This is a genomic window from Mesorhizobium sp. M0968, from assembly GCF_040319065.1.
Classification (GTDB): domain Bacteria; phylum Pseudomonadota; class Alphaproteobacteria; order Rhizobiales; family Rhizobiaceae; genus Mesorhizobium.
Map to the genome: position 1 here is coordinate 167,319 of NZ_JAMYNL010000002.1, position 25,705 is coordinate 193,023.

General features: G+C 63.0%; 20 protein-coding genes. 13 read left to right on the forward strand and 7 right to left on the reverse strand.

Annotated features, from left to right (window positions below; all coding sequences use genetic code 11):
- Positions 1–2: 2 nt before the first annotated feature.
- Positions 3–923 (forward strand): phosphorylase family protein, encoded by a 921-nt coding sequence (locus tag NKH67_RS03655; protein WP_352500914.1) that lies wholly within the window; start codon positions 3–5, stop codon positions 921–923.
- Positions 924–1,277: 354 nt separating this feature from the next.
- On the opposite strand, the gene NKH67_RS03660 is transcribed toward NKH67_RS03655, so the two are convergent.
- From NKH67_RS03660 to NKH67_RS03675, 4 genes are all read right to left on the reverse strand, one after another.
- The gene (locus NKH67_RS03660) at positions 1,278–3,035 is read right to left on the reverse strand and encodes an adenylate/guanylate cyclase domain-containing protein (RefSeq protein WP_352470330.1); all 1,758 of its coding nucleotides are present in this window, start codon (positions 3,033–3,035) and stop codon (positions 1,278–1,280) included.
- 341 nt (positions 3,036–3,376) lie between these two features.
- Entirely contained in the window at positions 3,377–4,402 is a 1,026-nt protein-coding gene (locus NKH67_RS03665) for an aldose epimerase family protein (protein ID WP_352500915.1), read from the reverse strand.
- Positions 4,403–4,484: 82 nt separating this feature from the next.
- Complete coding sequence (locus NKH67_RS03670; protein ID WP_352470328.1) at positions 4,485–5,942, reverse strand: NAD-dependent succinate-semialdehyde dehydrogenase; 1,458 nt, start codon at positions 5,940–5,942, stop codon at positions 4,485–4,487.
- Positions 5,943–6,153: 211 nt separating this feature from the next.
- Entirely contained in the window at positions 6,154–7,104 is a 951-nt protein-coding gene (locus NKH67_RS03675) for an AEC family transporter (RefSeq protein ID WP_352470327.1), read from the reverse strand.
- Positions 7,105–7,253: 149 nt separating this feature from the next.
- On the opposite strand from NKH67_RS03675, the gene NKH67_RS03680 reads away from it, so the two are divergent.
- Together NKH67_RS03680 and NKH67_RS03685 are read left to right on the forward strand one after the other, a co-directional pair.
- Entirely contained in the window at positions 7,254–10,265 is a 3,012-nt protein-coding gene (locus tag NKH67_RS03680; protein ID WP_353030299.1) for a caspase family protein, read from the forward strand.
- 106 nt (positions 10,266–10,371) lie between these two features.
- Positions 10,372–10,920: a histidine phosphatase family protein gene (locus NKH67_RS03685; protein ID WP_352470325.1), complete on the forward strand. Its 549-nt coding sequence runs from the start codon at positions 10,372–10,374 to the stop codon at positions 10,918–10,920.
- 225 nt (positions 10,921–11,145) lie between these two features.
- On the opposite strand, the gene NKH67_RS03690 is transcribed toward NKH67_RS03685, so the two are convergent.
- Together NKH67_RS03690 and NKH67_RS03695 are read right to left on the reverse strand one after the other, a co-directional pair.
- The gene (locus NKH67_RS03690; RefSeq protein WP_352500917.1) at positions 11,146–12,312 is read right to left on the reverse strand and encodes an epoxide hydrolase family protein; all 1,167 of its coding nucleotides are present in this window, start codon (positions 12,310–12,312) and stop codon (positions 11,146–11,148) included.
- A 158-nt stretch (positions 12,313–12,470) separates the two neighbouring features.
- Positions 12,471–12,752, reverse strand: a complete 282-nt coding sequence (locus NKH67_RS03695) for a hypothetical protein (protein WP_353030301.1) — start codon at positions 12,750–12,752, stop codon at positions 12,471–12,473.
- A gap of 258 nt (positions 12,753–13,010) precedes the next feature.
- Here NKH67_RS03695 and NKH67_RS03700 point away from each other — a divergent pair, with 258 nt between their 5' ends.
- The 5 genes from NKH67_RS03700 (at position 13,011) to NKH67_RS03720 (ending at position 17,992) form a co-directional block, all read left to right on the forward strand.
- A complete protein-coding gene (locus tag NKH67_RS03700; protein ID WP_023719977.1) occupies positions 13,011–13,295 on the forward strand; it encodes an acyl carrier protein in 285 nt (94 codons plus the stop codon).
- Positions 13,296–13,333: 38 nt separating this feature from the next.
- The gene (locus NKH67_RS03705) at positions 13,334–14,521 is read left to right on the forward strand and encodes a beta-ketoacyl-ACP synthase (RefSeq protein ID WP_352500919.1); all 1,188 of its coding nucleotides are present in this window, start codon (positions 13,334–13,336) and stop codon (positions 14,519–14,521) included.
- A gap of 75 nt (positions 14,522–14,596) precedes the next feature.
- On the forward strand, positions 14,597–15,886 hold the full coding sequence (locus tag NKH67_RS03710; protein ID WP_352500920.1) for a beta-ketoacyl-ACP synthase: 1,290 nt from the start codon (positions 14,597–14,599) through the stop codon (positions 15,884–15,886).
- A gap of 83 nt (positions 15,887–15,969) precedes the next feature.
- Positions 15,970–16,998, forward strand: a complete 1,029-nt coding sequence (locus tag NKH67_RS03715) for a zinc-binding dehydrogenase (RefSeq protein WP_352500921.1) — start codon at positions 15,970–15,972, stop codon at positions 16,996–16,998.
- A gap of 1 nt (position 16,999) precedes the next feature.
- On the forward strand, positions 17,000–17,992 hold the full coding sequence (locus NKH67_RS03720; RefSeq protein ID WP_352500922.1) for a lipid A biosynthesis lauroyl acyltransferase: 993 nt from the start codon (positions 17,000–17,002) through the stop codon (positions 17,990–17,992).
- A 135-nt stretch (positions 17,993–18,127) separates the two neighbouring features.
- On the opposite strand, the gene NKH67_RS03725 is transcribed toward NKH67_RS03720, so the two are convergent.
- On the reverse strand, positions 18,128–18,556 hold the full coding sequence (locus NKH67_RS03725) for a L,D-transpeptidase (protein WP_352470461.1): 429 nt from the start codon (positions 18,554–18,556) through the stop codon (positions 18,128–18,130).
- Positions 18,557–18,777: 221 nt separating this feature from the next.
- On the opposite strand from NKH67_RS03725, the gene NKH67_RS03730 reads away from it, so the two are divergent.
- The 5 genes from NKH67_RS03730 (at position 18,778) to NKH67_RS03750 (ending at position 25,368) form a co-directional block, all read left to right on the forward strand.
- A complete protein-coding gene (locus NKH67_RS03730) occupies positions 18,778–20,067 on the forward strand; it encodes an acetylornithine deacetylase/succinyl-diaminopimelate desuccinylase family protein (protein ID WP_352500923.1) in 1,290 nt (429 codons plus the stop codon).
- 130 nt (positions 20,068–20,197) lie between these two features.
- Complete coding sequence (locus NKH67_RS03735) at positions 20,198–21,676, forward strand: ABC transporter substrate-binding protein (protein WP_352500924.1); 1,479 nt, start codon at positions 20,198–20,200, stop codon at positions 21,674–21,676.
- A 259-nt stretch (positions 21,677–21,935) separates the two neighbouring features.
- Entirely contained in the window at positions 21,936–22,883 is a 948-nt protein-coding gene (locus tag NKH67_RS03740; RefSeq protein ID WP_352500925.1) for an ABC transporter permease, read from the forward strand.
- Positions 22,880–23,749 (forward strand): ABC transporter permease, encoded by an 870-nt coding sequence (locus NKH67_RS03745; protein ID WP_352500926.1) that lies wholly within the window; start codon positions 22,880–22,882, stop codon positions 23,747–23,749. Before NKH67_RS03740 ends, NKH67_RS03745 begins: the two co-directional genes overlap by 4 nt.
- Positions 23,746–25,368, forward strand: a complete 1,623-nt coding sequence (locus tag NKH67_RS03750) for an ABC transporter ATP-binding protein (protein WP_352500927.1) — start codon at positions 23,746–23,748, stop codon at positions 25,366–25,368. The genes NKH67_RS03745 and NKH67_RS03750 overlap by 4 nt, the downstream gene beginning before the upstream one ends.
- The last annotated feature ends 337 nt before the right edge of the window (positions 25,369–25,705 follow it).

Consider the following 25,705-nt stretch of genomic DNA (forward strand, 5'->3'; position numbering starts at 1 on the left):
ACATGCCCACCAATCACCACGCGGCCGACGATCTGACGGATCATTCGACGGACATCCCTCAGGTAGGGTTGGCCATCATCACCGGATCGGCAAACTGGGGGCTTGCCTTCCCGGAAGATATCGAATTCGATGGTGTGCGCACCTTGCGGCGCGACATGAGTTTTGAAACACCTTTCGGTCGCACCGACAACTGGAAGCTGCTCGAGTTCGATGCGTCGATCACAGCCGAAGGGAGAGCAAAACGCGCGCTGTGCATGTATTCGCACGGCAATCCCCGCGACCGTATCGACCATTCCTGCCATCGCCGCGCGTTCTGGGTATTGATGCGGGCGGGTGTACGGCAAGTTCTCGCCTGCTCGACCGTAGGCGCCGTCAACAAGGCGATCCAGCCGGGCGACATGGTGGTGACTGCCGATATCATCGAACTGACGCAGACCCCGTTTTCACTGCTTCCTGACCGCCAGAGCTTTGACTGTTCGGGCAAGCAAATCGTGTGTCCAAGATGTGCGGCGGTTCTGGTCGAAACGGCCCGCCGTCATTGGCCAGCCGAATGCCGCGTTTATGGCATCGAACAGCAGTTGGTGGCTGCCCATTGTTATGGGCCGCGGCTGACAACGCCTGCCGAAGCCTTAGCGTATCGGGGCATGGGGGCGGATGTACTCAACCATTCCATCGCCCCTGAGGCGACCTTGTCGCGCGAGATCGGCGCGTGTTTCGTGCCTTGCGCGTTCGTGACGGCGGGCTTCAACGACTACATGGATCGCAATCGCCAGAAATTGCTGCAGGAGGACGTGCTGCCCAGTCTCTCCATGACAGCCTCGCGGGTCGCGCTGGAGACCGCCGCGCGACTTCCCGCTGATCCGGAATGCTCCTGTCACGGCTTGAAGTCGCCTCAGCCGAAAGAACGCTCCAGCCGGTTCTGAGACGACCTTGGTGCGCCGGATAGCTGAAGCTCTGCCACCGACCAACAATCCCGAGGGCGCTGCATTGGGCGTGTTTGCGACGTTCGAAACGTTGAGGGCGGCGTTTGAGGATTAGGGTCAAAACTCAATCAGACTGGCTGCCGCTAATGGCCCAGATGGGCGGAACTTGCCGTTTGAATTAGTCGGCGGGAATGAGCACAGAGCGCCATGAGCGGAAGCTTAGCAGGGGTCACGCCAGCGCCCAGTTAGCGCTACGAAGCAGACCTTCAGCCTGTGCCGGAAGCGAGGCCCGGCTTACCAAGTGGCATATCCAGGAAGCGCGTCCCCCTCCTCAGCTAGGCACCGTTTTCGGCTCTACGCTATGCCTGCGCGACGAGCCCCTTCCTTAATCGCAGCGAGGGCCAGAGGATTGGTGACGGGATAGGTTCGGATGAAGTTCTCGACGGTGAACCTTGGAAACTCGACGGCAATCCGCCTGGCGATCGACTGCGCCTGCGCCGACTCTTCGAGCAGCGCGTGGCACAGGGCACGGAACATCAGAGTGACGGGAATATCCGGCGGACTTTGGCACAGCGACGACAGACTGTCGGCATAGCGACCGGCGACGAACCGCGCCCGGGCGAGCTGCGCGTAGTACCAACTCGGAGCCTGCGGATTGAGGCGAAGCGCCCGTTCGGCGAGAGCACAGCCTTCTTCCGGATTTCCACACACGAGAGCTCGGCTTGAGGCGAGCATCGACAGCACATCGGCGTCATTGGGTGCCAGGGCCAGCGCCCGGTCGTATTCCTCTGCGGCCCCGCTGATATCGCCGTCAATGGCGCGGAGAGCGCCCATGTAAAGGCGCGTCATCGGATCGGTAGGGTCGAGCGCCAGAGCCTTTTCCACGCATTCTCGCCAGCGCTCGACCGAAGCGGCTGAATCTGGCGTGAAGGCATTGAAGGCATCGACCGCATGTGCCAATCCCAACGTCATCCAGGCCCGCGCGAAGCCGGGGTCGAGTTCCACGGCGCGGGACAGCATGCGTATGGCTTCTGCCCTCGCATCGGTCGTGAATCTGTCGTGCAGTTCCACCCCGAGTAGATAGCAGTCGTAAGCACCCAGGCTCGAGGGAGGCTTCCGCCGAGCCACCTCACGCCCGAGATTGGCGAGCTTGCCGAAAGTGCCTGCCAGGGCGTTGATAACGTTCTGTGTGATGCTGTCCTGCATGAGAAAAAAATCATCGGTCGACTCGTCGAACCGCGCCGACCAAAGGTTGGCTCCGGTCCGGGTGTCGACCAGCTGCACCGCGACGCGGACACGCTGTCCGATCGCCTGGAGGGTGCCTTCCAGCAGGTAATCGGCGTTCAGTTCCCGTCCAACCGAGCGTGTGTCGCTCGCCCGTCCCCGATAGGACTGCATGGTCTGGCGCGAAATGACCGCAAGGTCGGGATAGCGCGCTAGGTCGCCGATCATGTCGGCCGACAGGCCGTCTGCCAGCCGCGTCCAGCCGTCGTCGGCGCTTAGGTTTTCGAACGGCAAAACCGCAATTACCGGCGGCTTACTGTCGTCGCCGGAAGAAAGGCGTGGTTTGGCACCGAGGATCTTGCCCGCAGTAGCGGGGTCGATCAAGACACGGTACACGCGAACCGGTTCGGCGATACTTTTCATTTTCTGCACGCCGAGTGAGGCAAAGCCGATCGGCACCTTTCCCCTCACATGGTCGCAGGCGGTGGCGGAAATCGCGATTCCTCCAGGTTCCGCCAGCCCTTGCAGCCGATCGGCGATGTTCACCGCGTCACCGTGGATGTCGTCACCCTCAACGATAACATCGCCCAGATTGATGCCGATGCGGAAATCAAGCCGCCGTTCTGGCTGCGTGAAAACGTTCACCTCCGCCTTCTGTTGCTGGATTTCGACCGCGCAGCGTAGGGCGTCGACCACACTGTGGAACTCGACCAACATCCCATCTCCCATGGTTTTCACCAGTCGACCATGGTGCGCAGCGATCCTTGGCTTGAATACTTCGTTCAGGTCGGTTCGGAAAAGCGCACGCGTACCCTCGTCGTCGATCTGGCTCAAGCGGCCATAGCCGACGACATCGGCAATCAGGACGGCTGCGAGATGACGTTCCATCCCCCAATCCTTCGCGGATTGTTACCCGCTTTCCAAGCTTACAGCAGGTCGCAGGTTGATGCCATTGCCGCCGCCCCTGAAAGACAGCTTTTCAGGTCTGTGTACTTTGCTGCATGAGAGCCCGAATGTCGGATAAGGGTCAACTTGCGTCGTCAGGGCTCTCGGCGTCAAAGGTCCAAGAGAGTTCGAAGTCGGTCGTTCAGAGTGATTGCGTTTTGACTCCAGTGCGCCGCGCGTCATTGGACGCGCAAAGGACGCTATAACACTTTGAATTTTGCATGACCCTTTCCGAACCGGAGGTCAGCGCAGCAAAACCATGCCGGTTTCCGGGGGGTCCCGCCCTAAGGCAGCCTGAACCGGTATTCGGTCACGTGATGGTAGATATGCCCGGGCCACAGCGTGGCTTGCGGGAAATACGGCCGGTTCGGCGCATCCGGCCAGATTTGCGGCTCCAGGCAAAAGCCCGAAAACGCCTTGTACTGGCGTCCGCCCAGTCCAGGCGAGGACGGCGCCAGATACTGGCCGGTATAGAGCTGGACGCCCGGCTCGGTCGTCCAGAGCTCCATCTCGACGCCGGAATTCGCGCCTTGCGCCCACGACGCCTGCTTCAGCGGCCCGCGCGTTGAGGCGAGGCAGAAATTCTGGTCATAGGGGAGCTGTTCGCCCTCGGTCTCCATGCGCAGCGGCCGCGCCTGGCGAAAGTCGAAAGGCGTGCCGTCGACCGGCTTTACCGTGCCTGTCGGAATGAGATCCGCGTCGACCGGCAGATAGGCGCCGGCATTCAGCATCAGCCGGTGATCGAGAATGTCGCCGGCGCCGCCGTCATCCAGGTTGAAATAGGAATGCTGGGTGAGGTTGCAGAGCGTCGGCTCCTCGCAGGTGGCGGTCAGTTCGACGCTGAGCGTGCCGGGGATCTTCAGCCGGTAGGTGCAGGTCACGTCGAGCGCGCCGGGAAAGCCCATCATGCCGTCGGGGTCGTGTAGGGTCAGCGTTACAAAATCCCTGCCATGCAGCGAAACCGCCCAGGCACGGCGCGAAAAACCTTGCGAACCGCCATGCAGCGTGTGCTTTTCGAGGAAATTGCGCTCGGTCTGGTAGCGTTTGCCGGCAAGCGTGAAGCGGCCGTCGCGGATACGGTTGGCATAGCGCCCGACGACAGTGCCGAAGAAGGCGGTATCCGTCTCATAGTGCTCGAAACGATCATAGCCGAGCACCAATGGCGCCTCGTGCCCGGCCAGGTGCAGATCCTGGATGATCGCACCCAGGCCGATGATGTTGGCGGTGAGGCCGCCGCCACGAATGGTGAAACGGCGGACTTCCTCGCCCGCCTGCGTCGTTCCGAAAACCTCGCCGTCTTTCATCGCCATGCTCGCAAGTTCGTTGCTCGACGCCAGCCTGGCCTTTTCCGAAGCGGCTCAGGGTCTTTTTCGGTATTACCGCATGAGGCTTCTAGAGACCAAGTCCGCCGATGCAGACATATTTGGTGTCGAGATAATCCTCGATGCCCTGATGGCCGCCTTCCTTGCCGAGGCCCGATTCCTTGACGCCGCCGAACGGCGCTTCAGGGGTGGTGATGAGCCCTTCATTGACGCCGACCATGCCGTATTTGAGCCCTTCCATGACCCGGAAGGCGCGGCCGAGATCGCCGGTGTAGAAGTAGCAGGCCAGCCCGAACTCGGTGTCGTTGGCGAGTGCCACGGCCTCTTCCTCGGTTTCGAACTTGAATACCGGCGCCACCGGGCCGAAGATTTCTTCCTTCATGAAGCGCATCTTCGGCGTCGCATTGGCGATCACCGTCGGCTGGAAGAACGAGCCGCCGAGCGCGTGGCGCTTGCCGCCGGCGACGACCTTGCCGCCTTTGGCGGTAGCGTCGGCAATCAGCTCCTCGACCTTCTCCACCGCCTTTTCGTCGATCAGCGGTCCCTGCTGGACACCTTCCTCGAGGCCGGAACCGACCTTCAGCCCGTTGCTCGCAGCAGCCAGCTTTTCGACAAACTGGTCGTAGATGCCGGCCTGCACCAGGAAGCGGTTGGTGCAGACGCAGGTCTGGCCGGAATTGCGGTACTTGGCGGTGATGGCGCCGGCGACGGCCCGCTCGAGATCGGCGTCATCGAAGACGATGAACGGCGCATTGCCACCGAGCTCCATCGACACTTTCTTGACCGTCACCGACGACTTCTGGATCAGGATCTTGCCGACCTCGGTCGAGCCGGTGAAGGTGATCTTCTTGACCAGCGGGTTGGCACAGATCTCGTCGCCGATCTCGCCGGCAGCGCCGGTCAGGATATTGATCACGCCTTTGGGGAAGCCGACTTCCTCGGCAAGCGCGCCCCAGGCAAGGCCGGAGTAAGGCGTCTGCGACGCCGGCTTGACCACGGCGGTACAGCCGGCGGCAAGCGCCGGACCGAGCTTGCGGGCCAGCATCGAGGACGGGAAATTCCATGGCGTGATGGCGGCGATGACGCCGACCGGCTCCTTGGTCACCAGGATACGGCGGTCCGCCCAAGGCGACGGCACGACGTCGCCATAGGTGCGGCGGCCTTCTTCGGCGAACCACAATATGTAGGACGCGGCCGAGCCGATCTCGCCCTTCGATTCGAACAGCGACTTGCCCTGCTCGATGGTTAGTAGTTCGGCCAGCACGTCCTGATTGTCCATCATCGCGTCGTGCAGCTTGCGCAACAGCTTCGAGCGTTCGAGCGCGGTGGTCTTGCGCCACGTCTTGAAGGCAGCGTCGGCGGCCTCGATGGCGCGGCGGGTCTCGGCCTTGCCCGACTTCGGCACGGTGCCGATCTTGAGGCCGGTGGCAGGATTGTTGACGTCGACCGTCTGGCCTGAATCGGCCTGCACCCATTCGCCATTGATGAGATTGGCCTGCCGCATGAAATGGCTGGTTTTCTGAAGCATGATCTCGCCTCCGTTCGGCACCTGGCGGGCCGGTCGCTGATTTCGTGAATGGACGTGCGCGATAGCATCGCTAGAGCCACTGCTCTTAGCCCAGGGCAAGCCCCGCAAGCAATCACAAGATGGCATATAGGGTTTGGGCCAGCCAAAGCGAGAGGCGATGCAGCCGGGTTCTCATCCAAAAACCCGGGTTCTTATCCAAAAACCCGAGTTCTTATCCAAAAACATGGACGACCACGGTCAGCCAAAACGCAGTGGTCACGACCGCACAGGCGGTGGCGATGGTCATCTGGTTCGACGCCAGCGCCTGGCCGGTGTTGAACTGCACCGCGATGAGATAGGAATTGATGCCGGACGGCAACGCCGCAACCATGACCGCCACCTTGGCCGTCAATGGCGGCAGGCCGATCAGCCAGACCAGGCCGAGAACCAGCGCCGGCATCAGGAACAGTTTCAGCGCCGACAGCGCCAGCGCCGGCCTTACATTGCCGGAAATGCCGAAACGGCGCAGGCTGAGCCCCATGGCGAACAGCGCAACCGGGGCGGCCGTGCCGGCCAGCGCGTCGCTCAGCCGCGTCGCAAGCACCGGCAGCGGCGCACCGGTGAAGCGCCACGCCAGCCCGGCCAGTATGCCGATGATCAGCGGATTGATGAATACCCGCCTGAGAAAGCTCCTGACGACGCGGAGCGGATGCACAGGCTCGCTGCCGCCGCGGCCGAACATCTCGAACAGGATGATCGAGGCCATCATCATCACCGGCAGATGAATGGAGACGAGCAGTGACAGCACTTCGAACCCGGCCGGCCCGAACACGCCGATGATGAAGGGCGCGCCGAGCAGGACAACGTTGGAGTAGGACGACGACACGCCGCCGACGACGCCGGCGCGGGCGTCCCGCCCGAAGATGCGCGTAATGACCAGATGGCCGGCAGCCCAGGTAAGCGCCACTGCCGCGAAATAGGCGCCCCACAGCGACCACGGCGCCACGCCGTGGAAATCAGCCTTTACCATGGTCTGGAACAGCAAAAGCGGCATTGCCACGTTGATAGCGAATTCGGATACGCCCTCGCCGCTCGCCGGCTTCAAATAGCCGGTCAACCCGGCAAGATAGCCGAGCCCGACAAGACTGAAGACGAAGAGGACGGTTTCGGTAAGCGGAGACATTTTTCCCGTGATAGGCGAGGCTCGGCGGCGGCGCAATCGCCCTTCCCTCGCGAAGGTACCGGCCAACAATCCGGCCGCTCGGATCTTGCCCGAATTTGCTCATGGTTGGATGCCAGCGCTATACAGGGTTGTCGGGGGACACGCGGCGAATGGGCCTTGTCGGAAATCAGCACTTCTTCAAGCAGGCGTGGCTGACGGCTTTCGTCGGCGCCATGCTTTGCCTCGTGGTGACCTCGGCTCATGCCGCGGAGCCGGCGAGCCTCAAGGGCGTGGCGCTGATTGTCGGCCAGTCGAAATACCAGCACATAGCGGCGCTCCCCAACCCCGCCAACGACGCCCGCGACATCGCCAAGATGCTGACCGATCTCGGCTTCGACGCGCGCAGCGTCACCGACCGCGACACGGCAAAGCTGAAGCGCGACCTCGAGCGTTTCGCCGAGGATGCCGAGGACGCCGACGTCGCCTTGATCTACTATTCCGGCCACGGCATCGAGGCCGGCGGCGAAAACTATCTGGTGCCGGTCGACGCTGACGTTTCTTCATTGAAGGACGCCGATCAGGCCCTGGTGCCGATTTCCGCCGTCATGGACGAACTGAAGACGACCGTGCCGGTAACGATCATGCTGCTCGATGCCTGCCGCACCAACCCGTTTCCGGCGGATGCGGTGCTGCGCCGGGCGCCGACGGCCTCGGCCTCGCCGATTGGCGCCGGCGGCCTGGAGCCGGTGCGCGGCGCCAGGGCACTGGCAAACGCGACCGCGACGGAAAATCTGGGAACGGTGATCGGCTTTGCCGCCGAGCCGGGGCGGCCGGCACTCGATGGCATCGTCGGCGAAAACAGCCCCTACGCAGCGGCACTTCTGCGCCACCTAGCGGCAATGAAGGGCACCGAGTTCGGCTCGGTCATGCGCATGGTGACCGAGGAGGTCTATCTCGACACCAAGGCAAGGCAGCGGCCATGGGTCAATGAAAGCCTGCGCCGGCTGCTCTATTTCGGCGTTGCACCGCAGGAGCCGACCGGCGACGACGGCCTGATCACCGGCGAGCGGCGGCAATTGCTGCTGACGATCGCCGAGTTGCCGAACCCCAAGCGGGCACAGGTCGAACTGGCCTCGCTGCAGGACGGCGTCCCGCTCGACGCGCTGTATGGCGTGCTGAAGGCGCTCGGCACCGAAAACATGCCGGAGGACCCCACCGATCTGCAAAAGCTGCTCGATGCGCAGGCCGAGCGCCTGAAGAAGATGATCTCCGAGCGCAACGCGCTGCGCACCGACGACCCCGAGATCAGCCGCCTCGTCGCCTCGGCCGACAAGGCGATCGGCCAGGGCGCCATCGTCACCGCGCGCAACTTCCTCGACCAGGCGGTGGGCCGGGTCGAGCAGGCCAGCGGCGTGGTCGATCGGGCGGAGGATCTGGTCAGGCAGAAGCGTCTTGCCGACGCGGCGATCTATGCCAGGCGCGCCGACGCTTCGGCGCTGGTCTTCGACTATCTGTCGGCCGCCAACGATTACGGCAAGGCCTTCTCGCTGGTCGAGAAATGGGACGACAGGCTGCGCTGGAACTACAAGAACCAGGAGGCGGAAGCGCTTAACGCGCATGGCAACGCCACCGGCGACAGGCAAGCGCTGCAGCACGCCATCGACGCCTACCGCGTCATCCTGAACTTCATCCCCAACGGCGAGCAGAACCGCGACTGGGCGATCACCCGCAACAACATGGCTGTGGTGCTGCAGACGATCGGCGAGCGCGAGCGCCAAATCGACCGGCTGGAAGAGGCAGCGAACATCTTTCGCGATTCGATTGCCGTGTTCGAGCGCGAGAAGGACGACATCAACTGGGCGGCCGCCCAGAATAACCTGGCCAATGTGCTGTTGAAGATCGGCGAACGCGAGAGCGACCCGAAACGCCTGAACGAAGCAGTGGTGGCGATGCGCGCCACGCTGGAGAAGCGGCCGCGCGACAAAGTCCCGCTGGACTGGGCCGCCTCGCAAAGCAACCTTGGCCTTGCGCTTTACGCGCTTTCGGAGCGCGAACCGGACGGCGCGCGCCTGACCGAGGCCGAGGCCGCCTACCGGCTGGCGCTTGAAGAATACACGCGCGAAAAGGCGCCCGTTCAGTGGGCGATGGTCCAGAACAATCTCGGCAATACGCTGGTGTCTCTCGGCACGCAACGCAACGACAAGGCGAAAATCGACGAGGCAGCCGCGGCATTCCGCGCCGCGCTCGAAATCCGCACACGCGACACCTTCCCGCTCTCCTGGGCGAGCAGCCGTCTCAATCTGGGTAACGCGCTGAGCAGTGCTGCCCGTTTCGATCTCGGCACCGGCCTGCTCGAAGAGGCGGCTGCTGCCTATGGCGACGCGCTGACCATATTCACACGCCAACGTTTTCCGACGGATTGGGCTTCGGCGGAGAACAATCTCGGCTCGATCTACCAGACGCTCGGCCAGCGCACGCGCGATCCTGCCAGGCTTGAGCAATCGGCTGCTGCATACCGGGCGGCACGGCGCGTCTATACCAAAAAGGAGTTTCCGCTCGACTGGGCAATGACCCACTACAATCTCGGCAACACGCTGCAACTGCTCGGCGGCGTGACCGACAAGCCGGTGCATTACGAGGCGGCGATCGAGGCCTATCGCGATGCACTGCGCGAATACAAGCGCGAGACGACGCCGCGGCAATGGGCACTGGCGCAGGCCGGCCTCGGCTCGGCGCTGCAATGGCTGAGCATGAGCGAGGCCGACCCCGGCAAACTGGCCGCATCGATCGCCGCGCGCCGGGCGGCGCTGGAGGTGCTGACCTTCGAGACCTCGCCCGTCGACTGGGCAAACGCGCAGAACGGCATCGGCATGAGCCTGACCAATCTCGGCAATCTCGAACGCACCGGCAAATATCTGGATGAAGCCGAAGCCGCCTTCGAGGCGACACTCAAGGTCTTCACCCGCGAAAGCCAGCCGATGCAATGGGCCTTCGAGCAGAACAATCTCGGCGACGTCCACTGGAACCGCGGCAGCTATGGCGGTGGCAATGCCGAATACCAAAAGGCGATCGAATTCTTCGAAAACGCCAAGCAGGGCTTTACCGAAGCCGGCTACACACTCCCGATCCCGCTGACCGACCGCAAGATCGATCTGGTGAAGAAGCAGATAGCGAAGAAATAGGCGTTTCGGCCGCAGGTTGCACTCGGCTTGTCTTTCAGCCGGCTTTGCCGTCCCTATATGCCGGTCACCGGGGACCTGCCTGCCGGTCACCCGAAAAGGATGTCTGATGCTTCGATTTGTGCTGGCGCTGCTGTTGCTTGCCGTTTCCGCCACAGCCCATGCGACGGAAGCCGGCTGGGCGCTGCTGCGCGACGGCGGGCATGTGGTCCTGCTTCGCCATGCCATGGTCACAGGCACCACCGATGCGGCCAATTTCGATCTCGGCAAATGCGCCACCCAGGTCAATCTCTCTGAGCGCGGCAAGCAACAGGCACGCAAGATCGGCGCGCTGTTTGGCGCCCGCGCCGCACCGGTCGAGCGCGTGCTGTCCAGCCGCTATTGCCGCTGCCTCGAGACCGCCCGCATTGCTTTCGAAAGCGAACCGGAGCCGTTCGCACCGCTTGACCTGCTGAAGACCGACGAAAAGGAGAAGGCCGCCCAGATCGCTGCGATCCTGGCCGAGATCCGCGGCTATTCCGGGTCCGACAATCTGGTCATGGTCACGCATCTCGAAAACATCAAGGAATTGACCGGCATCTCGCCGCGCGAAGGCGAGGCCGTGGTCGTCGAGCCGCAAGGCGACGGCCTGCGAGTACTCGGCCGCGTCACTTTCTGACTGCGCCGGCGCCGGTTGAAGCGTTCGCTAGTAGTGAAATCTAGCGTTTGGTATCTTAAGCGGAATACCGGTTCCGACCCGCGATGAGGTCTTGATCGAGTCGAAGGTCGACATTGACCCATTGACCCTTAGTCAGGACCAACGGGCGCTTTCAACGAAAGCGAATGCGATGCTACCGTCTCATCAGGACTTCCGAGCCGTGACAACGGGCGAGGTTTTCGTCCTCTACTTGGCCGGCCGGAGCCTCAGCGGCCGAAAAAACGCCCGGATGTCCTCGACCAGGAGTTCGGGTTGCTCAATCGCCGCGAAATGTCCTCCTTTCGGCATGTCGGTCCAGCGCTCGACACGGAAGACTCGCTCGACCCAGGAGCGAGGTGGCATAGGAAGCTCTCGGGGGAAGACTGCAACGCCGAGGGGCGGTGTTATTCGCTCTCTTGGCCCGAAGATCAGGGGGCAGAGCCGGTTCTCTTTGTAAATCCGGAGCGAGGCCTCGATCGTGTTACCGAACCAGTAGAGCGAGATGTCGGTAAGCAGCGTGTCTAGAGGGATGGCGCGTTCGAGTTCGCCTTCGCAGTCGCTCCAACTGCGGAACTTCTCGGCAATCCATGCGGCTAGCCCGATTGGGGAATCTGTCAGTGCAAAGGCTAGCGTCTGGGGCTTGGTCCCCTGCAGAAAAGCGTAGGCTCCCTCCGTTGCAGCGAAATTCGCCGCACTGTCGAGGAATGCCTTCTCCTCCGGCGTGACAGGTGGGTCGCCGCGACCGAGGGTCGGGCGGAAACTGCCTGGAATGTAATTCAGGTGCAATCCGATAAGGTCCTCCGGGTAAAGCTGAGCGAGCCAGGTCGAGACGCCGGCGCCGATGTCGCCACCTTGTGCGGCGAAGCGATCATATCCCAGTTCGCGCATCAGCCCCCGCCACAGCTTCGCGACATGCTTTGAGCTAACGCCGGCCTGATGCGGCGGGGACGAGAAGCCGAAACCCGGAAGCGACGGTGCGACGACATCGAAGGCGTCATCGGCATCCCCGCCGTATTTGGCAGGATCCGTGAGCAGCGGAATGACATGCTCGAACTCGGCGAAGGAGCCGGGCCAGCCATGAGTGAGGATCAACGGCAAGGGCGCTGACCCCTTTCCTTTCTGGTGAACGAAATGGATGTCGCACCCGTCTATCGTGACCCTAAACTGAGGCAACAGGTTCAGACGTTTTTCGTGATCGCGCCACCTGAAATCGTATTCCCAGTAACGTGAAAGCTTCCTGAGGAAATCAACGTCAGTACCGTCCTCCCATCCGTATGCGAAGATCGACGACGGCCATCTTGTCGCTTGGATACGACGCTGTAGGTACTCGATCTGTTCATCCGGGATGTTGATGTGGAAGGAATGAATGGCCACGGGTGTTGCTCCGATCAGCGGCGAAGAATTGTCCCATCAAGGCACAGAACGAAGGAAAACTCACTGAGCGACCGCTTTGTCCGCTACTTGCTCGTTCCCATCTACGAGACGAAGGTAACATTCCACCCTTGGTGGCAATTCGTTTAAGTTACCCGGCGTCAGATTTTCACCGCTACCTGCCAAGCGTCGACATGGAGCTTCCATCCCTCGATCATGTCCGCGAACGCGTCCTCCGTCAGTTCGGACAGATACGATGCTCCTGCCGGGCTCAAGGCCGTGAACGCATAGGTAATCGACGCCTCCGTGCCTCCGTTAGTGGTCGGTCGGCAGGCCACCTCGACAAATCCGACACGCCAATCCGGCGTAACGCGAGCATAGCGGATGCGGTGCCCACCCAGGCTCATGTCGCGATGCTCAGCCAAGGCCTTGAACAGCTTCACCAATCGTTTTTCCAGGCGCACCCGGTCTGCACGCCCCCTATGGTCATAGATCCTCGTGGTACATTGGTACACGCAATGACCAGAGATGGGACGGTTTGGTCATATCGCCGGGAGGGGTTGCCAGCGACCCCTATTGCTCTGCCAGAACATCAATCCCAGCTGCGGTCGGCGCATCAGGCCTTTTCCTGCCCGGAAAAACCAATTAGACAGCCCAAAACACATGCGGACAGATTCCGCCCGCAATCGAAGGAAAAGCCCTTGTCCACCACGTTCGACAAAGTCGCCAAGATCATCGCCGATACCAGCGAGATCGATATCGAGACGATCACGCCCGAAAGCCACACCATCGACGATCTCGGCATCGACAGCCTCGACTTCCTCGACATCGTCTTTGCCATCGACAAGGAATTCGGCATCAAGGTGCCGCTGGAAAAGTGGACGCAGGAGGTCAACGACGGCAAGGCTTCGACCGACGACTATTTCGTCATGAAGAACCTGTGCGCCAAGATCGACGCGCTCGTCGCCGCCAAGAACGCCACGTGAACACAGCGCCTGACGCGTCCGACCCACAACAGCCTCCCATGAACCCCCACGACGTCGTCATATCAGGCATCGGCCTTGTCTCGTCGCTGGGCGAGGGTCCGGATGCGCATTGGCAAAAGCTTGTCCAGCCGCGCCTTGAGCCGGTTCTGGAGGCTTCGCGCTTCTCGCCCTATACGGTCCATCCGCTGCCGGAGATCGACTGGAACCTGCAGATCGCCAAGCGCGGCGACCAGCGGCAGATGGAGACCTGGCAGAGGCTCGGCACCTATGCAGCCGGCCTTGCTCTCGACGATGCCGGCATCAAGGGCAATGACGAACTCTGCGCGACCATGGACATGGTGGTGGCCGCCGGCGGCGGCGAGCGCGACGAGGCGGTCGATGCGGCCATTCTCGCGGCATCGGAAAGCCGCAATGACCGCGACGTGCTGCTCAACGAGAAGCTGACCACCGAATTGCGTCCGACGCTGTTTCTGGCACAGCTTTCCAACCTGCTCGCCGGCAACATCTCGATCGTCCACAAGGTGACGGGGTCGTCGCGCACCTTCATGGGCGAGGAAGGTGCGGGCGTTGCCGCCGTCGAGACGGCGGCCGCGCGCATCCGCTCCGGCCAGTCGACGCATATTCTGGTCGGCGGCGCTTTCCAGACCGAACATTCCGACATGCTGCTCGGCTATGAACTGGCCGGCTACCTGCATCGCGGTCCGTGGCGGCCGGTCTGGCAAAGGCAAGGTGCCGAGGGCGGCGGCGTGGTGACCGGATCCGGCGGCGCGTTTCTCGTCCTGGAGCAGCGCGAGCATGCGGAAAGCCGTGGCCGGAAGATCTATGCGGAACTCGGCCCGGTCCTGTCCGGTCGCGCCAGGCGCCGGCGGGACGAACTCGACGGCGAGATCGCCGTGCTGTTGAAGCAAGCCGCATTGCCGAATGGCGAGCTGCTCGCGATCTCCGGCGCTTCGGGCGCCCATGCCGCGACCGCCGCCGAGAAATCGGCGCTCGACGCCAATCCGGCGATCGCCGCACGCGGCTTTTCGACGCTGACCGGCCACATGAAGGAAGCGCAATTCCCCTTTGCCGTGGCGCTGGCGGCGCTGGCTGTCGACCGCAAGGCCGCCTACCCTGTCTTCGACGCCACAGTCGAAAAGCCGTTTGCCGGCGTCCCGAAGACCGTCCTTGCAACGGCGATCGGCTATCACCAATTCGAGGGCATGGCGCTGATCAAAGCCGCCTAGAGCATCGGACCGAAAAGTGTGGCGCGGTTTTCGGGCGATCCGACGCTCCAAGAGAAACAGGTTTTTGGACAACAAATGGCCAATCTGAACGACCACATGGGCAGGCCCATCGTCGCCGTCACCGGCATCGGCGTGGTGACGTCGCTCGGTGTCGGCAAAGCCGACAATTGGGCGGCACTTACCTCAGGCAAGTCCGGCATCCATCCGATCACCCGCTTCCCGGTCGATCATCTCAACACCCGCATCTCCGGCATGGTCGATTTCCTGCCGTCGAGTTCCAAGGGCGCCAGTCTCCTCACCTATGAGCTTGCCGAAACCGCCGCCCAGGAAGCGATGTCGGAGGCCGGCCTCGATGCCGGCGATTTCGGCGGACCGCTGTTCCTCGCTTCGCCGCCGGTCGAGCTCGACTGGAGCGAGCGCTTTTCGCTCTACAATTTCGACACGCCCAATAATTCAGACAGGCACGACACCGGTGCCGAGAGGCTGCTGCGGGTAGCGCGCGGCCTCAGGGAACTCGACATCTTCGAGACCACCCAGTTCGGCTCGATTGCCGACCGGCTTGCCGACCGTTTCGGCACACGCGGCCTGCCGATTACGCTGTCGACCGCGTGCGCTTCGGGCGCCACGGCGATCCAGCTCGGCGTCGAGGCGATCCGCCGCGGCGAATGCGACAGGGCGCTGTCGATCGGCGCCGACGGCTCGGCGACCGCCGAGGCGCTGATCCGCTTCTCGCTTCTGTCGGCGCTCTCCACCCATAACGACATCCCCGAAAAGGCCTCAAAACCCTTCTCCAAGGATCGCGACGGCTTCGTGCTGGCCGAAGGCTCGGGCGCCCTTGTGCTGGAATCGCTGGAGGCAGCACTTGCCCGCGGCGCCACCGTTCTCGGCATATTGCGCGGCTGCGGCGAAAAGGCCGACGACTTCCATCGCACCCGCTCCAAGCCGGACGGTTCGCCGGCGATCGCGGCGGTGCGCGCCGCTCTTGCCGATGCCGGCCTGAGCGAGGACGGGATCGATTATGTCAACGCCCATGGCACCTCGACGCCCGAAAACGACAAGATGGAGCATTTGTCGCTGTCGACGGTGTTCGGCGAGCGGATCTCGTCAATGCCGGTCTCGTCGAACAAGTCGATGATCGGCCATACCCTATCGGCTGCCGGTGCTGTCGAGGCCGCATTTTCGCTGATGACGATGCGCGAAAGCATCATTCCGCCGACCATCAACTACGACAATCCCGACCCGGCAATCGTGCTCGACGTGGTGCCGAACACCAAGCGCAACGCCGAGGTCGGCACCGTCCTGTCGAACTCCTTCGGCTTTGGCGGCCAGAACACCTGCCTTGTCATGGCGCGGGAACCGGTCTAAGCGACCGTTCCGCTCTAGCACTGTTGTCGTGCGCATGGTCCTTTCCGAAACGGTTCTCGGTCATGCGCAACCTGGGATCTGGCATGCGCGCATTGCAACTTATCGAGGATCGCCGGCTTGAAACGGTGGACCTGCCGCCACCGCCGCCGCCGTCGCTCGGCGAGGTGACGCTGCGCATCAAGGCCGTGGCGCTGAACCATATCGACGTCTGGGGCTGGCGCGGCATGGCCTTCGCCAAGCGCAAGCTGCCGCTGGTCGTCGGCGCCGAGGCCTCCGGCGAGGTCGAGGCGGTCGGCCCCGGCGTTTCCAGCCTCCTGCCCGGACAGTTGGTGTCGATCTATGGCGCCCGCACCTGCGGTCTTTGCCGCGCCTGCCGCGAAGGCCGTGACAATCTCTGCGAGCATGTCTCGGGCGTTCACGGCTTCCATCTCGACGGCTTTGCGCAGGAAAAGATCAACCTGCCGGCGCGCCTTCTGGTCCCCGCCCCGCCAGGCGTGGGCGAAATCGGCGCGGCGGTGGCGCCTGTCACCTTCGGCACGGTCGAGCACATGCTGTTCGACAATGCCCGGCTGCAACCCGGCGAGACGATACTGGTCCATGCCGGCGGCTCCGGCATCGGCTCCGCCGCTATTCAACTGGCCAAGAAGATGGGCTGCATGGTCATCACCACCGTCGGCTCGAACGACAAGATCGACAAGGCCAAGGCGCTCGGCGCCGACCACGTAATCAATTATCGCGACGACCGCTTCGAAGGCATCGTGCGCAAGCTGACCAAGAAGAAGGGCGTCGACGTGGTGTTCGAGCATGTCGGGACCGACACCTTTGCCGCCTCGATGCTGTGCCTGAAGCGCGGCGGCCGGCTGGTCACCTGCGGCTCGACCTCCGGCGTGTCGACACAGATCAATTTGATGCAGTTGTTCCAGCAGCAGCTGAAGCTGCTCGGCTCGTTCGGCTGCCGCATGGAAAATATGGCCGACGCCATGCAGAAGATGGCCGCGGGCCTGGTCGCGCCGGTGATCGACACCGAGGTCGGCTTCGACGGCATCGATGCGGCGCTGAAGCGCATGGAAGGCCGCGACGTCTTCGGCAAGATCATCCTGCGCGTCGGCTGAAATGATCGGCAACGCCTTCAGGAAGATCCGCAGGGACGTGGGATTCCGCTATGGCAGGCGGCTTCGCCAGTTCAACTACTGGCTGGTCGCGCGCGTCGCGATGATCATCATCTCCGCGCTGCGCCTGCTGCCGCCCGACAGGGCGCTCAATTTCGCCGACCGCGCTGCCCGCCGCATCGGCCCCTGGGTGGCGCGCCATCAGGTTGCGGTCGACAATCTGCGCAAGGCCTATCCGGAAAAAAGCGATGCCGAGATCGAGGCGATCGCTTCCGATATGTGGGGCAACATGGCCCGCCTGGCCGCCGAATACATCTTTCTCGATGCTTTGTTCGACTACGATCCCGCTGCGACGAAGCCGGGCCGTGTCGAGGTCAAGGGCGTGGAGCATTTCGTGCGCATCGCGGGCGAGGACAAGCCGCATATCGTCTTCACCGGGCATCTCGGCAATTTCGAGCTGCTGCCGGTGGCTGCGGCGACATTCGGCATGAACATCACGGCGCTGTTTCGCCCGCCCAACAACCCTTACCTCGCCGAGTACATCCTCTCGACCCGCCGCTCGAGCATGGGATCGCTGCTGCCGTCTTCGACCGGTGCCTCGTTCGCACTTGCGGCCATCCTGGAGAAAGGCGGCAATATCGGCGTGCTGGTCGACCAAAAATTCACCGGCGGGCTCGAGACGACATTCTTCGGCCGCCCCTGCGAGAGCAACCGGGTCCTCGGCACCCTGGCGCGGCACTACGATTGCGATGTCTACCCGGCGCGCTGCGTACGCCTGCCGAACAACCGTTTCCGGCTCGAGATCGAGGACAAGCTCACCTTGCCGCGCACCGCCGGCGGCAGTGTCGACGTCCGCGCCACCACCCAGCTTCTCAACGACGTGGTCGAGCGCTGGGTGCGCGAAGACCCCGGCCAGTGGATGTGGTTCCACAAGCGCTGGGAGATCAGCGGCCGCAAAAAGCGTCGGCCAGCGACAATGCGCGACAAACCCGCCTGAGCGCACCATCTTTTTTGGGTGCAAGCCTTATTTTGTTCTTGCTTTGTGCCGGCAGCTATGCTACTGATTTCGGTATGGTGCTATTTGGCCCCAACGAACCCGCCGCTCCGGCGGGTTTTTTATTGCGAGCAGGCCCTAATTCGTCACGAGAATCCGCGTATTGCCGAAGCCGGCTTCGCGCACCATCGAATAGAACGCGGCGGCGTTGCTGGGGTGGAGGCGCACACAGCCATGCGATGCCGGGCGCCCCAATTGCCGGATCGCGCCGGTGCCGTGGATGGCATAGCCGCCGCGGAAGAACACCGAATAGGGCATCGGCGACATGTCGTATTTGCGCGAATACCACATCCGGGCCGTCCGCTGTGGCCGGTAACTGCCGCGCGGCGTGATGTAGCCCTTGCGGGCGGTGGAAACGCTCCACCGATAATACGAAAGCCCGTATCTTACCGTCATCGTCTGTGAGGAAATATCGATGTTCGCGACCAGGCTGGCCGCACGGCTCTCGAACGACGAACCGAACAGCATCGCTACTAATGCCGCTGCCATGAGAACAGTGTTTTTCATGCAATCAAACCCCTTTGATGCCCCTTGCCTGCCTGCCGTCACGCTGTTCTCCAGCGTTTTGATGGCAAGCCAGCGAGCTAACACCTACTCCCTGACGATTTCACCAATCCAAAGCAGCGAATTTGAACGATTTCCCGCAATAGTTGCCGTAACGACACGCAATCGCCTCGCAATTCGCCATCGGGCTTGCAAAACCGCCTCATCCGCTGCTCAATTCGCCGATGAACGAACCGAACGAACGGCTCCTCAAGGCAATCGATGACCGAGCCGATGATCTGGTTGCGCTGACCGCGGATCTGATCCGCTTTCCGACCATCAATCCGCCCGGCGAAGCCTATCGGCCATGTGCCGAATATATCGGCGCGCGGTTGAAGAAGCGTGGTTTTGAGATCGACTTCATCCGTGCCGAAGGCACGCCCGGCGACACTGACCGTTACCCGCGCGTCAACGTCGTCGCCCGCTTCGATGGCCGGGCGCCGGGTGCTTGCGTGCACTTCAATTCGCATATCGACGTGGTCGAGCCCGGCGACGGCTGGAGCCTCGATCCGTTCGCCGGCATCGTCAGGGATGGCAAGGTCTACGGCCGCGGCGCTTGCGATATGAAAGGCGGGCTTGCCGCCTCGATCATCGCCGCTGAAGCCTTCATGGAGGTCTTTCCCGATTTTCCCGGCGCCATCGAGATTTCGTGTACGGTCGACGAGGAGTCCGGCGGCTTTGGCGGCGTCGCCCATCTGGCCAAGCTCGGCTATTTCTCCAGGCCGAAGGTCGATCACGTCATCATTCCCGAGCCGCTCAACAAGGATCGCATCTGCCTTGGCCATCGCGGCGTCTGGTGGGCGGAGATCGAGACCAAGGGCGAGATCGCGCACGGCTCGATGCCGTTCCTCGGCGACAATGCTGTGCGCCATATGGGTGCCGTGCTGCGGGCCTTTGAGGATGAATTGTTTCCGGCGCTCGACCGCAAGATGACGCGCATGCCGGTCGTGCCCGAAGGCGCAAGACGCTCGACCATGAACATCAACTCGATCCATGGCGGCCAGACGGAGGATTTCCGGCCCGGCCTGCCCTCGCCCAACGTGCCCGATTCCTGCCGGCTGACCATCGACCGCCGCTTCCTGCTCGAAGAGGATCTCGCTACGGTCAAGGGCGAGGTGATCGGTATCCTCGAGCGGCTGAAGCGCGAGCGCAAAAAGTTCGACTACGAAATCCGCGATCTGATGGAGGTGCTGCCGCTGATGACCGAGCGCGATGCGCCGGTGGTTAAGGCGGTCGCGCAAGGCATCATGGAGATATTCGACCGCGAGCCGGATTACGTGATTTCGCCCGGCACCTACGACCAGAAGCACATCGCCCGCATCGGCCACATCTATGACTGCATCGCCTATGGCCCGGGCATTCTCGACCTCGCCCACCGGCCCGACGAATGGGTCGGCATTGCCGACATGCTGGACTCGGCAAAGGTGATGGCGATCGGCCTCGACGTGCTGCTGAGGGGCGCCGGCCCGCGATGATCCGGCCATGGGCGGAAAAACATTCCTCCCGGCGTCCGCGGACGGTACGAAACGCAATTTACTCGGCGGCGAATTCACGCTTCTATCCGCCCGGGTTTGAGCACGTGTTTTAGATATGGGGAGTTGCACGATGAAATTGTGGAAAACCATCCTGGCCGCCGCGACGCTGGCGTTGGCCGCCGGGACCTCGGCGATGGCCGCACGTACCGACCTGGTCATCGGCATTCCGCTCGAACCCCCGCATCTCGACCCGACCGCGGGTGCCGCGGCGGCAATCGACGAGGTGCTCTATGCCAATGTCTTCGAGGGCCTGACCCGCATCGGCCCGAACGGCGAAGTGCTGCCCGATCTCGCCGAAAGCTGGAGCATTTCCGACGACGGCAAGGTCTACACTTTCAAGCTGCATACAGGCGTGAAATTCCATGACGGCAGCGACTTCAACGCCGACGACGTGAAATTCTCGCTCGATCGCGCCCGCGCCGACAATTCCGTCAATGCGCAAAAGGCCCTGTTCGCCGCCATCGACAAGGTCGAGGTCGTCGATCCCATGACGGTGAAGGTGGCGCTGAAGAACCCGCAAGGCTCGTTCCTCTACAATATGGGCTGGGGCGACGCGGTGATCGTGGCGCCTGAGACAGCCGACACCAACAAGGAAAAGCCTGTTGGCACCGGCCCGTTCAAGTTCCAGGGCTGGGCCAAGGGCTCATCGATCACGCTGGTCAAGTCGGACAATTACTGGGGCGCCCCGGTATTTCTCGACAAGGCCGAGTTCCGCATCATTCCGGATGCCGCCGCCGCCGTTCCGGCGCTGCTTTCCGGCGACGTCCAGGCCTTTCCGTTCTTCGACCCCGACAGCGTCGCCCAGGTCAAGGACGATCCGCGCTTCAAGGTGGTGATCGGCTCGACCGAGGGTGAAACCATCCTGTCGATCAACAACAAGAAGCCGCCCTTCGACAAGCTGCAGGTCAGGCAGGCGATTTCCTTTGCGCTCGATCGCAAGGCGATCATCGACGGCGCCTCGGCCGGCCTCGGCGTGCCGATCGGCTCGCACATGTCGCCCGCCAGCAAGGCCTATGTCGACTTGACCGGCCTCTATCCGCACAATGTGGAGAAGGCCAAGGAATTGCTGAAGGAAGCCGGCCTGGAGAATGGCTTCAAGGCGACGCTGAAGCTGCCGCCGCCCTCCTATGCGCGGCTTGGTGGCGAGATCATCGCCTCCGAGCTTCGCGAAATCGGCATCGATCTCGAGATTATCCCGGTCGAATGGGCGCAATGGCTGGACCAGGTCTTCACCAAGAAGGACTACGACCTGACCATCGTTTCCCATACCGAGCCTAACGACATCGATATCTATTCGCGTAAGGACTATTACTTCAACTATGACAATCCGGCCTTCGACAAGATCATCGACGAGCTGAACCTTACCTCCGACGAGGCCAAGCGCATGACGCTGCTCGGCGAGGCGCAGAAGGTCCTGGCAGACGACGCCGTGGTCGGCTTCCTCTACGAATTGCCGAAGGTCGGCGTCTGGGACGCCAAACTGCAGGGCCTGTGGGAAAATGCCCCGATCCAGGCCAACGACCTGACCAAGGTGAAGTGGACGGATTGAGCGGGTCGCTGACAGAAGGGCGAAAGTTGCACTCCGTCCCACCCCCCTCTGCCCTGCCGGGCATCTCCCGCTCAAGGGGGGAGATTGAGCCCTCACCGCCGCTTTCGCTAACCACTAGCGTTGCAAGGACAGTGCCGGCGTTGAAACTGCCAATCTCCCCCCTTGAGGGGGAGATGTCCGGCAGGACAGAGGGGGGTGGGCGGGAACGCAAGCTTCGCCCGGTTTTTGCGTCCGGCAACACAGCGGTTCCTCAACGTCCATGACCGCCTACCTCCTCAAGCGCCTCATCATCGCCATCGTCACGCTGGTTCTGGCCTCAATGGTCGTTTTTGCCGTGCTGGAGATCATTCCCGGCGACCCGGCGCGGCTGATGCTTGGCCTGAACGCCAGTGCCGACCAGATCGAATTGCTGCGCAACCAGATGGGTCTCAACGCTCCCGTCGTGCTGCGCTACTTGCATTGGGCCGGCGGCTTGCTGAGCCTCGATTTCGGCCGTTCCTACACCTATTCGGTGCCGGTCATCGATCTGGTCCGCGAGCGCCTCGTCGTCTCGCTGCCGCTGGCACTGATGGCGCTGGCGGTGTCCACAGTCATTGCCATTCCGGTCGGGCTGTTTTCCGCCAGCAGACGCGGCCGCGCCGGCGACACGATTGCGATGGGCGCCGCCCAGCTTGGCGTCGCCGTGCCCAACTTCTGGTTCGCGCTGATGCTCATCTATCTGTTCGCCGTCTGGCTGCGGCTGGTGCCGGGCGGCGGGTTTCCCGGCTGGGGAGCCGGCGTCTGGCCGGCACTGAAATCGCTGCTCCTGCCGGCGGTCGCTCTCGCTCTGCCGCAGGCGGCAATCCTCGCCCGGGTCACCCGCTCGGCGCTGATCGAAGTGCTGAACGAGGACTACATCCGCACCGCCCGCGCCAAGGGCCTGCCCTATCGTCTTGTCTTGTGGCGGCATGCGCTGCGCAACGCCATGATCCCGGTGGTCACCATTTTAGGCCTGCAATTCGCCTTCCTGCTTGCCGGCACCATCATCATCGAGAACGTCTTCTACTTGCCCGGCCTCGGGCGGCTGGTGTTCCAGGCAATCAACCAGCGTGACCTGATTGTGGTCGAGAGCGTCGTCATGTTGCTGGTCGCCGCGGTCATCATCGTCAATTTCGTTGTCGATCTCTCCTATGCGGCGGTCGATCCGCGCCTGAGAGGCCGGCAATGACGCTGCACATCGACATCCCCGACGAGAACCTTGTCGGCATCCTGGCCAAGGCGTTTCGAAACCGTTCGTTCCTCGCCGGCTTCGTCGTCACCGCACTGGTGGCGGCGGTCGCGATCCTCTCCTTCTTATGGACGCCTTACGACGTCACCAGACTGGTCATTTCCGACAAGACCCAGGCGCCGTCGCTGGCGCACTGGTTCGGCACCGACCATTTCGGTCGCGACATCCTGTCGATGATCATGATTGGCGCCCGCAACTCGATTGCCGTGGCGCTGGTGGCGGTCGGCATCGGCATGGGCGTCGGCGTGCCGCTCGGCGCCTTTGCCGCGGCGCGTGGCGGCATCGCCGACGACGTGCTGATGCGGCTGAACGACCTGGTCTTCGCCTTTCCGGCGCTGCTTTCGGCAATCATGATCACCGCCATCTTCGGGCCCGGCGCGTTCAACGCCATCATTGCCATCGGCATCTTCAACATCCCGGTGTTCGCGCGCGTCGCCCGCGCCGGCGCCCTGGCGATCTGGCCGCGCGAATTCATCCTCGCCGCCCGCGCCGCCGGCAAGAGCACGACGCTGATCAGCATCGAACATGTGCTGCCCAACATCGCCACGCTGCTGCTGGTGCAAGGCACCATCCAGTTCGCGCTGGGCATACTGGCCGAAGCCGGGCTTTCCTATGTCGGGCTGGGTACGCAGCCGCCGATGCCGAGCTGGGGCCGCATGCTGTTCGACGCCCAGACCCGCATGGTGGTGGCGCCGTGGATGGCGATCTTTCCGGGCATGGCGATCGTCATCACCGTGCTTGGCCTGAACCTGCTTGGCGACGGCATTGCCGACATTCTCGATCCGAAGTCGCGGCGGCAGCGATGAGCCTGCTCGAAATCGAGAAGCTGTCGCTGACCATCGGCGGCACGCCCATCCTCAGGGACATCGAGCTGTCCGTCGCGCCCGGCGAAGTCATGGGGCTGGTCGGCGAATCCGGCTCCGGCAAGTCGATGACGGCCCTCACCGTGATGCAGCTCTTGCCCTGGGCGGCACGCGCCACGGGACGCGTTACCTTCGACGGCATCGATATTCTGGCGGCGAGCGAGGACCAGATGTGCGCGCTGCGCGGCGACGACATCGGCATGGTGTTCCAGGAGCCGATGACGGCGCTCAACCCGGTCAAGACCATTGGCGAGCAGGTCGCCGAAGGTATTCGCTGGCACACCAGGGCGAGCCGCGCGGACGCCGAGCAACGGGCGCGAAAAATGCTCGACCGGGTCGGCTTGCCGGCGGCGCAGTTCCCGCTGTCGCGCTATCCGCATGAGCTGTCCGGCGGCCAGCGCCAGCGCGTCGTCATCGCCATCGCCTGTGCGCTGAAACCCAAGCTGCTGATTGCCGACGAGCCGACGACCGCGCTCGACGTGGTGCTGCAGGCGCAGATCCTCGACCTTTTGCGCGACCTCGTAGCGGAAAACCGCATGGGTCTTCTGCTCATCTCGCACGACCTCGCAGTGGTGACCGAGATGGCGGACCGCATCACCATCCTGCGCCATGGCGAGGTGATGGAGGCCGGCGATACCGCGCGCACGCTGTCCGAACAGCTTCATCCCTACACGCGACAGCTGGCGCAGGCCTCGATGCATGTGCCGGCGCGGGCCCGCACACACGACAGCGGATCGGCCAAACCGCTGCTTCAGGTAGAGAGCGTAACGCGGGATTATCCGGGACGGCGCATATCCCTGTTTAAACGCGCGGCTGCCATCCGCGCCATCGACGATGTCTCCTTCTCGATGGCGCCCGGCCGGTCGGTGGCGCTCGTCGGCCGTTCCGGCTGCGGCAAGTCGACGCTTGCCCGCATGGTTCTGGCACTCGACAAGCCGACATCGGGAACCATCCGCTTCCGCGGCGATATCCTCACCGACAAGAGCGAGGCGGAGCTGAAGCCGGCACGGCGCGACATGCAGGTCGTGTTCCAGGACCCGTACGGCTCGTTCGACCCACGCCAGAAGGTCGAGAGATTGGTGGCCGAGCCGCTGCATGTGCTGGAGAAGAAGCCGGCGCCCGCCGCGCGGCGCGAGATGGTGGCGTATGCGCTGCACGAGGTCGGCCTCTCACCAGGCGACATGGACAAGTATCCGCATGAGTTTTCGGGCGGCCAGCGCCAGCGCCTTTCGATCGCCCGCGCCATCATCACGCGGCCGAAACTGGTCGTCGCCGACGAGCCGGTCTCGGCGCTCGATGTCTCGATCCGCGCGCAGATCCTCGATCTGTTCGCCGACCTCAACCAGAAGCTCGGCATCGCCTATCTGTTCATCACCCATGATCTGACCGTCGCCCGCGCCATCACCGACGAGGTGATGGTCATGCATGACGGCAAGATCGTCGAGCGCGGCAGGACGAGCGAAGTGCTCGACCACCCGCAGTCCGAGGCGGCCAAAGCGCTGGTCACTGCTGCTCCAGACCTGCACCGGACGATTGCAAAACGGCTGCGCGAACAGGGCTGAGCGGCAAGGGGCACGGGCCTTCCGTTCTCCCACTGTGGGGTCCGAAGGACGGGGCGAGACCGGTGGCTCGCCCCACGAGGAGGCTCCGGTGGTTGGCGACGTGGTGGAGACGACTGTTTGTGGCCAGCCTATGAAAGTAGAAAAAATATGGGGCCATTGGGCCGATCGCCGATCGCGCAACCCGGACCTGATCGTCCCTTTGCGCGCGAAGGAGATTTAGCGAACTTAGGTTTGGAAATTACGGTATTAATGTATGTTTTCTGCCTCGCCCGTTCGGCTTTGTCCTGCCGCGTATTCTCCGCATCGTCGCACTTAAGCTAAGCAAAACGACTGGCAG

What these genes read in the sequence shown, in the direction of transcription:
- NKH67_RS03735 (WP_352500924.1), top strand. Translation starts at nt 20,198, where the DNA reads ATGAAATTGTGGAAAACCATCCTGGCCGCCGCGACGCTGGCGTTGGCC.
- NKH67_RS03655 (WP_352500914.1), top strand. Translation starts at nt 3, where the DNA reads ATGCCCACCAATCACCACGCGGCCGACGATCTGACGGATCATTCGACG.
- NKH67_RS03660 (WP_352470330.1), bottom strand. Translation starts at nt 3,035, where the DNA reads ATGGAACGTCATCTCGCAGCCGTCCTGATTGCCGATGTCGTCGGCTAT.
- NKH67_RS03710 (WP_352500920.1), top strand. Translation starts at nt 14,597, where the DNA reads ATGGCCAATCTGAACGACCACATGGGCAGGCCCATCGTCGCCGTCACC.
- NKH67_RS03670 (WP_352470328.1), bottom strand. Translation starts at nt 5,942, where the DNA reads ATGCTTCAGAAAACCAGCCATTTCATGCGGCAGGCCAATCTCATCAAT.
- NKH67_RS03740 (WP_352500925.1), top strand. Translation starts at nt 21,936, where the DNA reads ATGACCGCCTACCTCCTCAAGCGCCTCATCATCGCCATCGTCACGCTG.
- NKH67_RS03750 (WP_352500927.1), top strand. Translation starts at nt 23,746, where the DNA reads ATGAGCCTGCTCGAAATCGAGAAGCTGTCGCTGACCATCGGCGGCACG.
- NKH67_RS03685 (WP_352470325.1), top strand. Translation starts at nt 10,372, where the DNA reads ATGCTTCGATTTGTGCTGGCGCTGCTGTTGCTTGCCGTTTCCGCCACA.
- NKH67_RS03680 (WP_353030299.1), top strand. Translation starts at nt 7,254, where the DNA reads ATGGGCCTTGTCGGAAATCAGCACTTCTTCAAGCAGGCGTGGCTGACG.
- NKH67_RS03725 (WP_352470461.1), bottom strand. Translation starts at nt 18,556, where the DNA reads ATGAAAAACACTGTTCTCATGGCAGCGGCATTAGTAGCGATGCTGTTC.
- NKH67_RS03665 (WP_352500915.1), bottom strand. Translation starts at nt 4,402, where the DNA reads ATGGCGATGAAAGACGGCGAGGTTTTCGGAACGACGCAGGCGGGCGAG.
- NKH67_RS03745 (WP_352500926.1), top strand. Translation starts at nt 22,880, where the DNA reads ATGACGCTGCACATCGACATCCCCGACGAGAACCTTGTCGGCATCCTG.
- NKH67_RS03715 (WP_352500921.1), top strand. Translation starts at nt 15,970, where the DNA reads ATGCGCGCATTGCAACTTATCGAGGATCGCCGGCTTGAAACGGTGGAC.
- NKH67_RS03705 (WP_352500919.1), top strand. Translation starts at nt 13,334, where the DNA reads ATGAACCCCCACGACGTCGTCATATCAGGCATCGGCCTTGTCTCGTCG.
- NKH67_RS03675 (WP_352470327.1), bottom strand. Translation starts at nt 7,104, where the DNA reads ATGTCTCCGCTTACCGAAACCGTCCTCTTCGTCTTCAGTCTTGTCGGG.
- NKH67_RS03730 (WP_352500923.1), top strand. Translation starts at nt 18,778, where the DNA reads ATGAACGAACCGAACGAACGGCTCCTCAAGGCAATCGATGACCGAGCC.
- NKH67_RS03720 (WP_352500922.1), top strand. Translation starts at nt 17,000, where the DNA reads ATGATCGGCAACGCCTTCAGGAAGATCCGCAGGGACGTGGGATTCCGC.